Consider the following 14,751-nt stretch of genomic DNA (forward strand, 5'->3'; position numbering starts at 1 on the left):
GGAGAAGTCCGATGCGCCCCTACCGGATGATCGCCGCCGTCGGCACCCTCGCCGTTCTCGCGGCCTGCGGTGCCCCGACGACCAACCAATCCGCGGCCGACAATGCCGGCGACGTGCCGGACAAGCCGTCGAAGGCCGTGACCCTGAACATCCTCGACGTGGCCGGCAACCTGCAGCTGACCCAGGGCATGATCGACGAGTTCGTCAAGCAGCACTCGGACGTCATCTCCAAGGTCACCTACTCCAAGTCGCCCGCGCCCGAACTGGCCGGAAAGATCAAGGCCCAGCAGAACGCGAACCGCGTCGACATCGACCTCGTGCTGACCGGCACCGACGGCCTGTCCGCGGGGCAGCAGCAAGGCATCTGGAACGACCTGCTCCCGAAGTACGCCGATCGCCTGCCGGGCATGAAGGACTACCTGCCGCCGGCCCAGAAGATGCAGGAGCTGGCCGGCAACAGCGGCGTCACGGTGACCTACTACCCGTCCGGCCCGCTGCTGGAGTATCTGCCGGCCAAGGTGGCGAAGCCGCCGGCGTCCGCCGAGGAACTGCTCGCCTACGCGAAGGCCAACAAGGGCAAGGTGATGTACGCACGCCCCTCGAACTCTGGACCAGGTCGCACCTTCCTGATGGGCCTGCCGTACGTGCTCGGTGACAAGGACCCGAAGGACCCGGTCAACGGCTGGGACAAGACCTGGGCCTACCTCAAGGAGCTCAACCAGTACGTCGACTACTACCCGTCCGGTACGGCGGACACGATGAAGGCGCTGGCCAACGGCTCGTCGAACATCATCGTCAGCACCACCGGCTGGGACATCAACCCGCGCGTGCTGGGCACGGTGCCGAAGGAAGCCGCCATCAGCACGCTGAACGGCTTCCACTGGGTCACCGACGCGCACTACGCCGTCGTACCGAAGGGTGTCTCGACCGACAAGCAGGCCGCAGTCCTGCAGCTGCTGCAGTTCATGCTCACGCCGGAGCAGCAGGCCAAGGCCTACGACAAGGGCTACTTCTACCCAGGCCCCGCGATCAAGGGCGTCGAGCTCACCCAGGCGCCGCAGGAGAGCCAGGACGCGATCAAGGAGTTCGGCCGAGCGGAGTACGACAAGCTCATCGCGGACAACCCGACCGAGGTGCCGCTGGACGCGAAGAGTCTGGTCGCCGCCTTCGACAAGTGGGACCGCGAGGTCGGTGGCAGCAAGGTGAAGACGTCGTGAGCGGATTCGACCAGCTCAGCCTCGACGGCGTTGGCCGCAGGTTCGGTACCGCGGACGCGCTGGCCGACCTGGACCTGACGATCGAGCGCGGCGAGTTCATCGCCCTGCTCGGGCCGTCCGGCTGCGGCAAGTCGACCGCGCTGAACTGCCTGGCCGGGCTGCTCCCGCTGACCGCGGGGAGCATCTGGCAGGACGACCAGCGGATCGACACGCTGCCGCCGGAGAAGCGCGGGTTCGGCATGGTCTTCCAGAACTACGCGCTCTTCCCGCACCTGACCGTGCGCGACAACATCGCCTTCGGGCTGCGGATGCGCCGGCTGCCGAAGGAGGAGGTGCGCCGCCGGACCGACGCGGCGATCGACATGGTCCGGCTGGAGGAGCACGCCGGCAAGCTGCCCGGCCAGTTGTCCGGCGGTCAGCAGCAGCGCGTCGCGATCGCCCGGGCGACGGTGCTCGAGCCGTCGCTGGTGCTGATGGACGAGCCGCTCAGCAACCTCGACGCCAAGCTCCGGCTGGAGATGCGGACGGAGATCCGGCGGCTGCACCAGTCGCTCGGACTCACCACGGTCTACGTCACGCACGACCAGGAAGAGGCGCTCAGCATGGCCGACCGCCTGGTCGTGATGCGGCTCGGCCGGGTCCAGCAGATCGGCACGCCCGAAGAGGTTCACACCAAGCCGACCACCTGGCACGTCGCGGACTTCATGGGCTATCGCAACCTGCTGCCCGTGTCGGCGAGCCGGGTGGACGGCGACGCGGTGACCGTCCCGCTGGGCGGCACCACCGTCAACGGCGTGGCCCAAGGGCGGGTCGTTGCCGGGGACGAGGTCGTGGCGGCGGTGCGCCCGGAGGATGTCCGGCTGGGCAACGAGGACGTCACCGGACTCAAGGGCCGGGTCGAGGTCGTCGAATACCAGGGTCGCGAGCTCGCCGTGGAGGTGGCGCTCGAGGACGGCGTCCGGCTGCACGCCCGCACCGATCGCAAGGTCGAGGCCGGCGAGCACGTCACGATCACGGTCACTCCCGGACGGCTCCTGGTGTACCCGTCCGAGGGTCCGGCCGATCGTCCCGCGGCCGAGCTGGCGTCGGCAGGTCTCGCGGTATGAGTGCTACTGCCGGACCCGGGCCGACGCTGAACTGGCGGCATCGGCTGGCCGAGCGCGGCGTCGACCGGAAGCTCTGGTTGTTGCTTCCGGCCACGATCTTCGTGCTGGTGCTGTTCATCTACCCGTTCCTCTACGGGCTGAGCCTGTCGTTCCAGCCGATGAACGGCGGCAGCGTGCTGGCGAACTACCAGCGGTTCTTCAACGACGCCTACCAGCGCGACACCATCTTCACCACGCTCAAGATCGCGCTGCCGGCTGCACTGCTGAACGTGTTCGCCGCAGTCCCGATCGCCTTCCGGATGCGCGGGCGGTTCCGCGGCAAGCGGCTGATGACGACCGTGCTGGTCGTCCCGATCACCCTGGGCACCGTGCTCACCGCCCAGGGCCTGCTGAACTTCCTCGGCCCGACCGGCTGGTTCAACCGGGTCCTGATGGGGCTGCACCTGATCGACGGCCCGATACGGCTGACCAACAACTACTGGGGCGTGTTCTTCTCGCTCATCATCACCGGGTTCCCGTTCGCGTTCCTGCTGGTGCTGTCGTACCTGAGCGGCATCGACCCGACCCTCGAACGCGCCGCCGCGACCCTCGGCGCGTCCCGTTCGCAGCGGTTCCGCCGGATCACCCTGCCGCTGCTCGCGCCAGGTCTGGCGACCACCTTCCTGCTCACGTTCGTGCTGGCCTTCTCGGTGTTCCCGTCCGCGGTGCTGGTGGGTAACCCGGCCGGCTCGACCCGGGTGATCTCCCTCGCGGCGTACCAGGCGGCGTATGAGCAGTACGACTACTCCTACGCCTCGGCGATCGCGATGATCATGGGCGCGGTGGAGCTCGTCGTGGTGGCGATCGTGCTGGTCTGGCGGGCGCGGCTCTACACCGGATCCACCGGAGGCAAAGGATGACCGCCACGACCGCAGCAGCACCGCCGGCCCGGCGCAGCCTCAGGGCGACCCCGACCGCCTGGGTGATCTGGGCCGTCGTGATCTTCTTCTTCGTCAACCTGGCCGGCGTGGTCGGGTCGGTGCTGGTCAGCTCGTTCGGCCAGCGCTGGTTCGACACCTGGCTGCCGAGCGGCTTCACCACCCACTGGTACGGCGACGCCTGGCGCGAGTTCGGCCTGCTCCAGGTGATCACCGTGACCCTGGTCGCGTCAGCGCTGGTGGTGGTCCTGTCTGTGCTCATCGGCGCGCCGGCCGCCTACGTCCTGGCCCGGCAGAACTTCCCGGGCAAGCGGCTGGTCTACTTGAGCTTCCTGCTGCCGATCCTGATGCCGCCGATCACCTACGGCATCCCGCTGGCCACCGTGCTCTACAAGTTCGGCTTCGCCGGGCACCTGTCGGGCGTGGTCCTGGCGAACCTGGTGCCGTCGGTGCCGTTCGTGATCCTGACGATGACGCCGTTCATCGAGCAGGTGGACCCGCGGATCGAGAGCGCGGCCAGGATGCTCGGCGCCGGCACTCGGGCCGTCTTCCTGAAGATCCTCGCGCCGCTGCTGGTGCCGGGGCTGCTCGCCTCGGCGATCCTGGTCCTGGTCCGCACCGTCGGCATGTTCGAGCTGACCTTCCTGACCGCCGGGCCGGACTCCCAGACCCTGGTGGTGGCTCTTTACTACTCGATGTCAGCCGCCGGCATCCGGGCCCAGCAGTCCGTCGACGCGATGGCCGTCATGTACACGGCGATGATGCTGGTGCTGCTCGTGGTGGCGCTGCGCTTCGTCAACCCGACCCAGTTGGTGGCTCGGGTCAAGGAGGAGCCGGAATGAGGATCACCGCCGCCCGGGTCGTCGTCACCAGCCCCGGACGCAACTTCGTCACTCTCAAGCTCGAGACCGACGAAGGCGTCCACGGGGTTGGCGACGCCACCCTCAACGGCCGGGAACTGGCCGTCGCCGCCTACCTGAACGAGCACGTGGTGCCACTGCTCATCGGTCGCGACCCCGCCCGCATCGAGGACACCTGGCAATACCTCTACCAGGGCGCGTACTGGCGTCGTGGCCCGGTCACGATGTCCGCGATCGCGGCGGTCGACACCGCGCTGTGGGACATCAAGGGCAAGGTCGCAGGGCTACCGGTTTACCAGCTGCTGGGCGGCCGGAGCCGCGACGGCGTCACCGTCTACGGGCATGCCAGCGCGGAGACCACCGAGGAGCTGCTGAAGGAGGTCGACCACTACGTTGCCCTCGGCTACAAGGCGGTCCGGATCCAGACCGGGATCCCCGGACTCACCTCGACGTACGGCGTCGGCCATGCCAGCGCGACGGCGGGGACGACGTACGAGCCGGCCAACGCGGAGCTGGCGTTGCCGGAGGAGAGTCTCTGGTCCACCGAGAAGTACCTGGCGCACGTGCCGTCGGTGTTCAAGGCGGTGCGCGAGGAGTTCGGCCCGACACTGAGGTTGCTGCACGACGCGCACCACCGGCTGACTCCGATCGAGGCCGCCCGGCTGGGCAAGAGCCTCGAGCCGTACACGCCGTTCTGGATCGAGGACCCGGTCCGGGCCGAGCTGCAGGAGGGCTTCCGGCTGATCCGGCAGCACACCACCACGCCGATCGCGGTCGGCGAGGTGTTCAACAGCATCTGGGACTGCCAGCAGCTGATCTCCGAGCAGCTGATCGACTTCATCCGCACCACCGTCGTGCACGCGGGCGGCATCACCCACCTGCGCCGGATCTTCGACCTCGCCGCGCTGTACCACGTCCGCAGCGGCTCGCACGGCGCGACGGACCTGTCGCCGATCTGTCTGGCGGCGGCGCTGCAACTGGACATCTCGATCCCGAACTTCGGCCTCCAGGAGTACATGCCGCACTCGCCGGAGACCGATGCCGTCTTCCCGCACAGCTACAGCTTCGCCGACGGCTACCTGCAGCCGAGCGACGAGCCGGGCCTGGGCGTGGACCTCGACGAAGAGGCCGCGGCCAACTACCCGTACCGCCCGGCCTACCTGCCGGTGAACCGCCTGGAGGATGGAACGATGCATTCATGGTGACGACCGAACGACTGAACCTGGCCAGCCTCCCCGCCGCCCACGCGCCCGCGGTGGACCCGCGCGAGCTGACGGTCGGCATCGTGCACCTCGGCCTGGGCGCGTTCCACCGTGCTCACCAGGCCGTCTTCACCGAGCAGGCCGCCCTGCTCACCGGCGGCACCCGCTGGGGCATCTGCGGCGTCAGCCAGCGCTCCGCAACCGTCCGCGACCAGCTAGCCCCCCAGGACGGCCTGTACTCCGTACTGACCCGTGGCGCGGGTGATCCGTCGATCCAGGTGATCGGGAGCATCCGTGACGTGCTCACGGCGCCGGAGGACCCGGCCGCCGTGGTCGCGCGGATCGCCGATCCCGACGTCGCCGTGGTGACGTTGACCGTGACGGAGAAGGGGTACCGGGCCGCGTCCGGCGGTGGGCTCGACCTGATCGATCCGGAGATCCAGGCGGACCTGACCGGACGGCCACCGCGAACCGTGGTGGGACAGCTGGCGGCAGGTCTGGCTCGGCGTGCGGGGATCGGCGCAGGCCCTCTGACTGTGGTTTCCTGCGACAACTTGGTGGCCAACGGCCCCTTCCTCCGCCGCCTGATGGAGGACTACTCAGCCGCGGGCTCAACCGCGGGCTTGGCAGAGCAGCTCGAGGCCGCCAGGTTCCCCGCGAGCATGGTGGACCGGATCGTGCCGGCGACCACCGAGGCCGATCGGGACGAGGCCGCGCGGCTCCTCGGCGTACGGGATGAGGCTGTGGTGGTCGCCGAACCGTTCCTGCAGTGGGTGATCGAGGACGACTTCGCCGGAGCCAGGCCGGCCTGGGACAAGGCGGGCGCAGTACTGACCGCGGACGTGGCTCCGTGGGAGCAGGCCAAGCTCAGGATGCTGAACGCGACGCACTCGATGCTGGCCTACCTAGGCGGCCTGCGTGGTTACGAGACGATCGCCGAGGCGGTGCGCGACGACGAGCTCGCCAGGTACGCCACCGAGCTGATGACGGCTGACGTGGTTCCCACCCTCACGCCGCCGGACGGGCTCGATCTGGCGGCGTACGGAGCGAGCGTGCTGGAAAGGTTCGCGAATCCCGCGCTGAAGCACCGCACGGCTCAGGTCGCGATGGACGGCTCGGTGAAGCTGCCGGTCCGCCTGCTCGGCACCGTGCGGGATCGCCTGGCCGCCAACGCCGAGCCGCGGCTGGCCTCGCTCGCGGTCGCCGCCTGGATGGTCTACGTCAGCAGTGGAGTGGACGCCAAGGGCAACGAGTTGCACCTCGACGACCCCCAGGCAGGGAAGCTGCGAGCCGCTCTCGATGGAGCCGACTCACAGCCTCTCGCCGTCGTCGACGCGCTGCTCGGGGTTCGCTCGGTCTTCGGCGACGACCTCCCCGACGACAAGGTCTTCCGCGCCCTGCTCACCGACCAGGTCGCGAGCCTGACCAAGTAGTTACCCGGTGGTGAACCGGCTGCCGGCGTCGAGGCCGGCCTGCTGCCACTCGCCGGCGCTGAACCACTGGCCGAACTTCTGGAACCGTTCGGCGCTCAGGCTGTCGAGCACATAGGTGTTGTCCTTCAGCACCACCTCTCCGCTCGGGATCACGGCGCCGGAGTTCTGCACCATGCCGGTCGCGGTGGTGCCGCCCTTCATGGTCACCTTGTTGCCGGTGACGACGACGTCGCGGAGCACGTTCAGGCCCCACGGTCCATTGCCCCGGGTGCGGGACTGGATCGAGATGCCGTTCACGTTGTCCTCGACCGTGTTGTTGCGGACCTGGACGTTCGACGAGGTGTTCACGTTGATGCCGCCGCCGTCCCACAGCGACCGGCCCGAGCCGCGTCCGGTGCCCAGGCCGTTGCCGGTGATGACGTTGTTCTCGATCACGCCGTTGCGGCCGATCTCGTAGCGGATCCCGTCGGCGGCGTTGTCGACGATCTGGTTGCCGCTGAACACCCGGCCGTCGTCGTACGCGTCGCTCCACAGGCCGACGCCGGTGTTGTTCTTGATCAGGTTGCCCGCCACCGAGCCGTTGGTGGACCAGGTCGTCTTGATCCCGCCGGACTCCCAGTCGGCGATCCAGAAGCCGTCGGTGTTGTTGTTGCTGACCTGGTTGTCCTTGATGGTGCCGTTCAGCGTGCTGTACTGCCCGACGCCGAGCTGTCCGTTGTACTGGATCAGGTTCTTCTCCAGAGTGGCGCCGTCGGCGTTGACGAGCATCGCGCCGACCGCGTGGTTCCAGCGGATGTCGTTGGCGAGGACCTTCCAGCCCGAGGCGAGCACGACGGCGCCGGACTGCGGGGCAGTGGCGAAGTGCTCCACGGTCAGGCCGCGCACCGTCACGCCACCCGCGTCGGATTCGATCGCGGTCTGCGTCTTCGACATCTCCACGGCCTGGCCCTGCGGGTTGTCACCCAGGAAGACCGCGTTCCCGGCATAGTCGGCGTAGAAGGTGCCCGGAGCAACCTTGTCCTGGCTGTTCACCCGCTTCAGGTGCTTGCCGTTGAAGAAGACCTGCTCGCGCAGGTAGCAGACGTTCGCGACGTTGTCCTCGCACTGGCCGGTCTGCCCGTAGGCGGCCGGCAGCACGCCCTTGATCACCCAGTCGCCGTTGCTCGCGGTCCAGCCGGTCAGCGGCACGGACCCGGTCAGTACGGCGCCATGGTCGCTGCCGAGCGTCGAGTTCGTCTTCGGGTGGATGGTGCGGCTGATCCGGTGCACGCCCGCTGCGAAGCAGTACGTCGTACCAGCCTGGCCCTTGTCCACCACGTCGGCGGCGTCCTGGTCCGGCGTGATCGTCACCCCTGTGCACGCGGGCGCCTGGGACGGACCGGCGGGGAAGCTGCCGGGGGCGGGCGTGGTCGGCTTCGGCGTGCTCGCCGGGGGCTTGGTCGGCGTCGGGGACTCCGTGGTGGGCTGCGCGGTCGGGGTGGTGGGCGGCCGGGTCGGGACCGGCGGCACGCTGGGCACGCTGATGGTCGGCGTGGTCCGGGGGCGCGGCTTGTGCGGCCGGTCGCCGGGCAGCACGCCGGAGCCGACTACCTTGTCCTCGGGCCCGAAGGCCGAGGCCATGTTGGAACGGGTGCCGGCGACGATCCCGGTGATGGCGACCGCACCGGCTGCCGCGACAGAGATGATGGTCACTGACTTCTTCACGTAGGGCCCTCCGGGGGTTCGGGTACTCCTTTGTGCACCCCCCTGGTGCGGCCTTCCCCAGAAGACTACTACTTCACGTAGTCGTGACAATGCGCAGAGTGGTTGCGCTTGCCCCCCGAATGCCGATCAGACCTCCCTGCTGAAGGGATATCGGCATTCTCCGAGTCGTTGCCCCAGGCGTGTATTGCACAAGGTCGTGGTCGGGTGCATCAATTGCGGTCGCGCTCAGTCATCGACATCGCGCTGCGTGACACGTGCGCTCGGTGTTCCGTGCGGACCGTGATACTTGCCCGGGGCATCGGGCTGGAGGTCGGTGCGGTTCAGCTCGTCAGGAAGCTCCCCGCGGTGTCGAGGCCGGCGCGTTGCCAGCCGGTGGCGTTGAGCTTGGCGCCGAACCTGGCGAACCGCTGCGCGGAGGCCTTGTCCAGCAGGTACCGGTTGCCGCTGAAGGTGAGTTGCCCGGCGGGCACCTCGGCCCCGCTGTTCTGCACCATGCCGGTGGACTGGGTGCCACCCGTCATCCCGATCGTGTTGCCGGTGACGCGCACGTTGCGGAGCAGGTAGTGGCCCCACGGTCCGTCGCCCCGGTTCCGGGACTGGATCGACACGCCGTTCACGTTGCCGGTCACGGTGTTGTTCCGGACCTGCACATTCGAGGAGGTGTTGACGTTGATGCCGCCGCCGTCCCACAGCGAGGTGCCGGAACCACGTCCGGTGCCGAAGCCGTTGCCGGTGATCGTGTTGTGCTCGATCACGCCGTTGCGGCTGATCTCGAAGCGGATGCCGTCGGCGGCGTTGTTCGCGATCTTGTTCGAGCTGATCACCCGGCCGTCGTCGGCCACGTCCGCCCACATCCCGATGCCCTTGTTGGCCCGGATCACGTTGCCGCTGACGGTGCCGGAGGAGCGGGTCGACTTGATCCCGCCGGACTCCCAGTCGGCGATCCAGAAGCCGTCGGTGTTGTTGTAGGTGATCACGTTGCGGGTCAGGTTCGCCTTGAGCGAGTTGTACTGCCCGAGACCGAGTTGGCCGTTGTGGTGCACCAGGTTGCGGTCGATCCGGGCTTTGTTCGCCTTGACCAGCATCAGACCGACCGACTTGTTCCAGCGCACCTCGTTGGCCGTGACGGTCCAGCCCGGACCGGAGACCAGGGCGCCGGCCTGGGCCGGGCTGGCGAAGTGCTCGATGGTCAGGCCGCGGACCGTGACGCCCGGCGCGTTCGACTCGATCGCGGTCGGCGTCTTCGACATCTCCACGGTGTGCCCGGCCGGGTTGCTGCCGAGGTAGATCGCGTCGGCGGCGTAGTCGGCGTAGAAGGTGCCGGACTTCACCGCTGCGAGGGAGGCGACCCGGGTGAGATGGGTGCCGTCCACAAAGACCTGCTCCCGCAGGCTGCAGATGTTCGCCGTGTCGTCCTCGCACTGCCCGCTCTTCCCGTACGCCGCCGGCAGCGCGCCGCGGGTGACCCAATGGGTGCCGGTCTTGCTCCAGCCGGTGAGGGGGACCGAGCCGGACAGGACCGCGCGGGAGGCGCTGGCGATCGTCATGTCGGCCTTCGGCCGGATCGTCTGGCTGATCCGGTGCAGACCGGCGGCGAAGCAGAAGGTGGAGCCGGCCGGGCGCGCGTTGATCACCGACTGCGCGTCCTGGCCGGGCTTGATCACCACACCGCTGCAGGAGCCCGCGACAGCCGGACCCGCGTTGCCCTCACCCACGACCGGCTGGGCAGGTCCGGCGGAGGTGGCGGTCTGCTTCGGCTTCGGGGCTTTGGCGGTGGTGGACGGGACCGGCTTCTTCGTCGGGCGGGCCGTCGGCGGCTTGCTCGAGATGGCGGCTGGAGGCTTGGTGGTCGGCTTGGTGAGGGGAATTCCTGAGCCGGCAGCGGACTTTTGCTCGATGTCGCGTGACTTGCCTGCGGATGCCGCGTTCTTCAGGTGAGAGATGACTGGATAAGCCGCTGTAACGCCGACCACCGCCATCGCGATAACCGCTGCGAACCACAACTTCCTCAAATCACCCTCCGGGTGTGGCGGCGCCCGCATGTCTGCGCCGCAGGGGCGGTCCCACGAACCAGGTGTCACCACCGCGAGACTTAAGGTAGTGCCATGCGGGTCGCCATGTTGCACAACCGTTACCGTTCGGGTCAACCCAGTGGCGAGAACACGGTCGTCGATCAAACGGCTGATTTTTTGCGTGCCTCAGGACATGTCGTTGACCTCTACTCGCAGAACAGCGACGGAATCGCGCAAATGGGCCGGAAAGATCGCGCGCTGTTACCGCTTCGCTCCGTATGGTCATACTCCGCCGAACGCGATTTAACATTCCGATTGCAGGCGCGACGTCCTGACGTCGTGCACGTGCACAACACCTTCCCGCTGTTCAGTCCCTCGGTACTGCGGGCCGCGCACCGGCTGGATCTCCCGGTGGTGGCCACGCTCCACAACTTCCGGCTGATGTGCGCCAACGCGGTCCTGCAGCGCGACGGTGGTCCGTGCGAGGACTGCGTCGGCCGGATCGCCTGGCGGGGCGTCCTGCACGGGTGCTACCGCGACTCGAAGGTGCAGAGCCTGCCGCTGGCGACCGGCATCAGCGTGCACAACTCACTGCACACCTGGCGGCGCTACGTCACCACCCTGGTGGCGCCGTCGGAGTTCGTCCGCTCCCGGTACGTCGCGGGCGGGTTCGACCCCGAGCAGATCGTGGTCAAGCCGCACGCGGTCCCGCAGACGGGCGCAGTACGGGAGGGTGCGGGTGACTCCGTGGTGTTCCTCGGCCGACTGCAGGAGGACAAGGGGTTCGCCGACCTCCTCCAGGCGTGGGACTCGTCGCTGGGGGAGTTGGTGGTGGTCGGCGACGGCCCGCTCCGCGGCGAGGCCGAGGCGCTGGCCCAGCGGGACCCGTCGGTCCGGGTGCTCGGGCAACTTCCCTGGGCCGACTGTATGGAGGTGCTCCGCTCCGCGCGCGTCGTCGTCGTACCTGCTCGTTCCTATGAGACGTTCGGTCTCGTGGTGGTGGAGGCGTTCGCGCACGGAGTACCGGTGGTCGCGTCCAGGATCGGAGCGCTGGCGGAACTGGTGGACGACGGAGAGACCGGCGCGCTGACCGAGCCGGGGGATCCGGACGGGCTGCGGAAGGCCCTCGGGTGGCTGGTAGACCCCGCCACTTCGATAGCCTGCGGGCAGCGAGCCCGACAGGTCTATCTCGACCGCTTCACCCCGGAGCGAGACCTGGAGGCCACGGAGAGGATCTACACCGATGCGATCGCCCGCCGAGCGGCCTACGGCCGGTCGCGCTAGGCGGGCTGTGAGCGCGCGGTATAAGGTCAGCGCTGACGTGGGGGGTCACGTCGGTCGTTGGTGGGGGCCGGTTGTCCGGGTGTTCACCGGCAGTTCGTCACGCAAAGAGTCGCCCTGGGGGCGCCGAAGGGTCCGCGAGGACTCACAGGGGGAGCAGAAGGTGCCGCAACGCATCGGATACCTGACCGGGGTCTTCGATCTGTTCCACGTCGGTCATCTCGACGTGCTGGAACGGGCCAGGGAGAAATGCGACCGGCTGGTGGTGGGTGTGCTGACCGACGACTGGGCCGTGGACGCCTGGGGAGCGCGGCCGTTCGTGCCGCTGGTCGAGCGGGCGCAGATCCTCGAGCAGTTGCGCTGTGTCGACGAGGTGGTTGTGGTGGAAGGCGTCCAGCCCGAGTGGCTGATCGGCGTACTGGGGGTACGGACCGTGTTCGCTGCCAGTGGTACCGACGGCGTGCTGGGCGCCGACGAGCTCGACGGGATCCCCGCCGGGCTGGTCAGCACCTTGCCGGCCGGCCGGGGTTCCAGCAGCCAGATCCTGCGCGCTGCGATCGACCAGCGACAGTCGCGCAGCTCCGTCGCATGACGCGCCGCTCCCTCGGCGACGTCGTCGCCGAGCTGGCCCGAGCCCAGAAGTCTTCGGCCGGCACGCCGGCGTACTCACGGTTCGTCAACCGGCGGATCGGCCGGTACCTGGCCGCCGCCGCGTTCCTGGCCGGCCGTACGCCGAACCAGGTCAGCCTGGCCAGCGGGTTCTGCTCGCTGATCGGCATCGTGCTGATCGCGCTGGTCGAGCCCAGCCTGCCGCTCGCGCTGGTGGTGACGGCCCTGCTGGTACTGGGCTACGCCCTGGACTCCGCTGACGGGCAGCTGGCCCGGTTGCGCGGTGGCGGGTCGCCGCTGGGGGAGTGGCTCGACCACATGATCGACTGCGTGAAGGTCGCGCTGCTGCACAGCGCGGTGCTGATCTCGCTCTACCGCTTCGATGCCCTGAGCAACGAGCTGGTGCTGCTCATCCCGCTGGCCTACCTGTGCGTGTCCACGGTGATGTTCTTCGGGCTGATCCTGATCGACCAGCTCCGCCGCCGGCACGGTGGCGCGAAGCCCAACGTGCGCGGGGACTCCGTCGTCAAGTCGTTGCTGATCGCACCGACCGACTACGGCATCCTCTGCCTGGTCTTCCTCGCCTTCGGCCGGCCCTCGCTGTTCATCGTCCTGTACGCCGCGATGCTGGCGGCGAACCTGGTCTTCCTGCTCGCCGCGATCGCCAAGTGGTACCGCGAGATGGCCGCGCTGCAGCCCGCCGCCCGCGTCGAGGTACAGGGCTGATGGGCGTCGTCGGCTACGCCCCCGGGGTGTACGACATGTTCCATATCGGCCACCTGAACATCCTGCGGAGGGCAAGCGAGCATTGCGACTTCCTGATCGCAGGTGTGGTCGAGGACGACGTGGTGACCCGGATCAAGGGCCGGCCGCCGGTGGTGCCGCACCACGAGCGGATGGAGGTCGTCCAGGCGATCGGCCTGGTCGACCAGGTGGTCAGCGACTGGTCCAGCGACAAGTTCGAGATGTGGAAGCAGTTGCGCTACGACGTGCTCTTCAAGGGCGATGACTGGAAGGGCACCGAGAAGGGGACCCGGCTGGAGAAGCTGCTCGGCGAGGTCGGTGCCGGCGTGCACTACTTTCCGTACACGGCCTCCACCTCGAGCACCGATCTGCGCAGGCTGCTGGAGGGAACGTGACGGTGACCCGGCCGAAGATCCTGCTCAGCGCCTACGCCTGCCGCCCGAAGGGTGGGTCCGAGCCGGGTGCCGGCTGGGCCTGGGCGAAGGCCGCCGCGCGCGACCACGACGTCTGGCTGCTGACCCGCGGCAAGTTCGCGCACGAGATCGCCGAGGAACTCGCGATCCGCCCGGTGCCGTCGTTGACGGTGGTGCCGCTCGAGCTGCCGAAGTGGGTGCTGAAGCTGCGGCGCCGACCGGCCGACGTGTACTGGTACTACCCGTTGTGGCAGCGACTCGCCGGGCGCACGGCCCGGCGGCTGCACGCGCAGTACTCGTTCGACGTGATCCACCACCTGACCTTCGCGGTCGACTGGATGTCCGCGGGCGTGGTCCGGCCCTCCTCGGCGAAGGTGATCTGGGGTCCGGTCGGGGGATCGACCTCGGCGCCGCTGCCGATGGCGCACTGGCTCGGCCCGCGCGGTGTGTCGGCAGAGCTGGTACGCCGGGCCTACACCGGGATGCTCCGCAAGGTGATCGGCCGGAAGCTTGCCCAGAGCGCCGATCTGGTGGTTGCCCAGAACAAGGATGTCGCCGAGGAGTTCAAGGACTCCGCGGCGGAGGTGGTCGTCGAGCCGAACGTGGCGATCAGCCGCTTCGCCACCGCCAGTGGGCCGCGTGAACCCTATGGTGCCCCGGGCGTCAAGACCGCGCTGTTCGTCGGCCGGCTGATCCCGTGGAAGGGGTTGCTGATGGCGATCAGCGCCCTGGCCCGCCCGGAAGCCGCGGGGTGGGAGCTCCGGGTGATCGGCGACGGTCCCGACTGGCGCCGCGCCGAACGCCTCGCCGAGAACCTCGGCATCCGCGATCGCGTCGAGTTCGTCGGCCAACTCCCGCGCGAAGAGGTCCTGGACGCTCTCCTGCGCGCGGACGCTCTCCTGGCACCCGCCATGCGCGAAGCAGCCGGCTGGGCTGTCGCCGAGGCTCTCGCCAGCGGTTGCCCGGTGGTCTGCCTCGACCGAGGCGGCCCCTCGGTGATCGTCGGCCCCGAAGACGGAGCCGTCGTCTCCTGGCGCGGTGACGTAGTCGGCGAACTGGCCAAGGGCCTCGCCGGTCTCCACGGCCGCATCGAGCCCGTCAACCGCTGGTCCCCGGAACGCCTCCCCGAGGTCCTCGCCACCTTCTACGCGCCAACCCGCGTCGCCAAGTGAGGGGCTCCGAACCGCCAGCCCATCATTGGCCGGGCGACGACCGCGCGCTGCGCCTACGGACCACCCGAGGATGGGCCGTTT

General features: G+C 68.7%; 13 protein-coding genes. 11 read left to right on the forward strand and 2 right to left on the reverse strand.

Annotated elements, in window-relative coordinates; translation table 11 throughout:
* Nucleotides 1-11: 11 nt before the first annotated feature.
* From EV648_RS23830 to EV648_RS23855, 6 genes are read left to right on the forward strand one after another with little or no spacing between them, the layout of a single operon-like run.
* The gene (locus EV648_RS23830; RefSeq protein WP_199234783.1) at nucleotides 12-1,217 is read left to right on the forward strand and encodes an ABC transporter substrate-binding protein; all 1,206 of its coding nucleotides are present in this window, start codon (nucleotides 12-14) and stop codon (nucleotides 1,215-1,217) included.
* The gene (locus EV648_RS23835; protein ID WP_132295861.1) at nucleotides 1,214-2,323 is read left to right on the forward strand and encodes an ABC transporter ATP-binding protein; all 1,110 of its coding nucleotides are present in this window, start codon (nucleotides 1,214-1,216) and stop codon (nucleotides 2,321-2,323) included. The genes EV648_RS23830 and EV648_RS23835 overlap by 4 nt, the downstream gene beginning before the upstream one ends.
* Entirely contained in the window at nucleotides 2,320-3,222 is a 903-nt protein-coding gene (locus EV648_RS23840; RefSeq protein WP_132295864.1) for an ABC transporter permease, read from the forward strand. Before EV648_RS23835 ends, EV648_RS23840 begins: the two co-directional genes overlap by 4 nt.
* The gene (locus EV648_RS23845; protein ID WP_132295867.1) at nucleotides 3,219-4,082 is read left to right on the forward strand and encodes an ABC transporter permease; all 864 of its coding nucleotides are present in this window, start codon (nucleotides 3,219-3,221) and stop codon (nucleotides 4,080-4,082) included. Before EV648_RS23840 ends, EV648_RS23845 begins: the two co-directional genes overlap by 4 nt.
* A complete protein-coding gene (gene manD, locus EV648_RS23850) occupies nucleotides 4,079-5,305 on the forward strand; it encodes a D-mannonate dehydratase ManD (protein WP_132295870.1) in 1,227 nt (408 codons plus the stop codon). The genes EV648_RS23845 and manD overlap by 4 nt, the downstream gene beginning before the upstream one ends.
* Nucleotides 5,299-6,735 (forward strand): mannitol dehydrogenase family protein, encoded by a 1,437-nt coding sequence (locus EV648_RS23855; protein ID WP_132295873.1) that lies wholly within the window; start codon nucleotides 5,299-5,301, stop codon nucleotides 6,733-6,735. Before manD ends, EV648_RS23855 begins: the two co-directional genes overlap by 7 nt.
* On the opposite strand, the gene EV648_RS23860 is transcribed toward EV648_RS23855, so the two are convergent.
* A complete protein-coding gene (locus EV648_RS23860) occupies nucleotides 6,736-8,439 on the reverse strand; it encodes a right-handed parallel beta-helix repeat-containing protein (protein WP_132295876.1) in 1,704 nt (567 codons plus the stop codon).
* A 320-nt stretch (nucleotides 8,440-8,759) separates the two neighbouring features.
* Nucleotides 8,760-10,418 carry a right-handed parallel beta-helix repeat-containing protein gene (locus EV648_RS23865; protein ID WP_241995542.1) on the reverse strand — a complete coding sequence of 553 codons (1,659 nt, stop codon included), beginning with the start codon at nucleotides 10,416-10,418 and terminating at the stop codon, nucleotides 8,760-8,762.
* Between the two features lie 138 nt (nucleotides 10,419-10,556).
* Here EV648_RS23865 and EV648_RS23870 point away from each other — a divergent pair, with 138 nt between their 5' ends.
* From EV648_RS23870 to EV648_RS23890, 5 genes are all read left to right on the forward strand, one after another.
* Nucleotides 10,557-11,735 (forward strand): glycosyltransferase family 4 protein, encoded by a 1,179-nt coding sequence (locus EV648_RS23870; RefSeq protein ID WP_241995591.1) that lies wholly within the window; start codon nucleotides 10,557-10,559, stop codon nucleotides 11,733-11,735.
* Between the two features lie 160 nt (nucleotides 11,736-11,895).
* Complete coding sequence (locus EV648_RS23875; protein WP_132295882.1) at nucleotides 11,896-12,324, forward strand: adenylyltransferase/cytidyltransferase family protein; 429 nt, start codon at nucleotides 11,896-11,898, stop codon at nucleotides 12,322-12,324.
* A complete protein-coding gene (locus EV648_RS23880; protein ID WP_132295885.1) occupies nucleotides 12,321-13,067 on the forward strand; it encodes a CDP-alcohol phosphatidyltransferase family protein in 747 nt (248 codons plus the stop codon). Before EV648_RS23875 ends, EV648_RS23880 begins: the two co-directional genes overlap by 4 nt.
* Nucleotides 13,067-13,480 (forward strand): adenylyltransferase/cytidyltransferase family protein, encoded by a 414-nt coding sequence (locus tag EV648_RS23885; protein WP_132295888.1) that lies wholly within the window; start codon nucleotides 13,067-13,069, stop codon nucleotides 13,478-13,480. The genes EV648_RS23880 and EV648_RS23885 overlap by 1 nt, the downstream gene beginning before the upstream one ends.
* On the forward strand, nucleotides 13,477-14,670 hold the full coding sequence (locus tag EV648_RS23890; protein ID WP_132295891.1) for a glycosyltransferase: 1,194 nt from the start codon (nucleotides 13,477-13,479) through the stop codon (nucleotides 14,668-14,670). Before EV648_RS23885 ends, EV648_RS23890 begins: the two co-directional genes overlap by 4 nt.
* Nucleotides 14,671-14,751: the final 81 nt, after the last annotated feature.

The organism is Kribbella sp. VKM Ac-2568 (genome assembly GCF_004345365.1).
Taxonomy (GTDB): domain Bacteria; phylum Actinomycetota; class Actinomycetes; order Propionibacteriales; family Kribbellaceae; genus Kribbella; species Kribbella orskensis.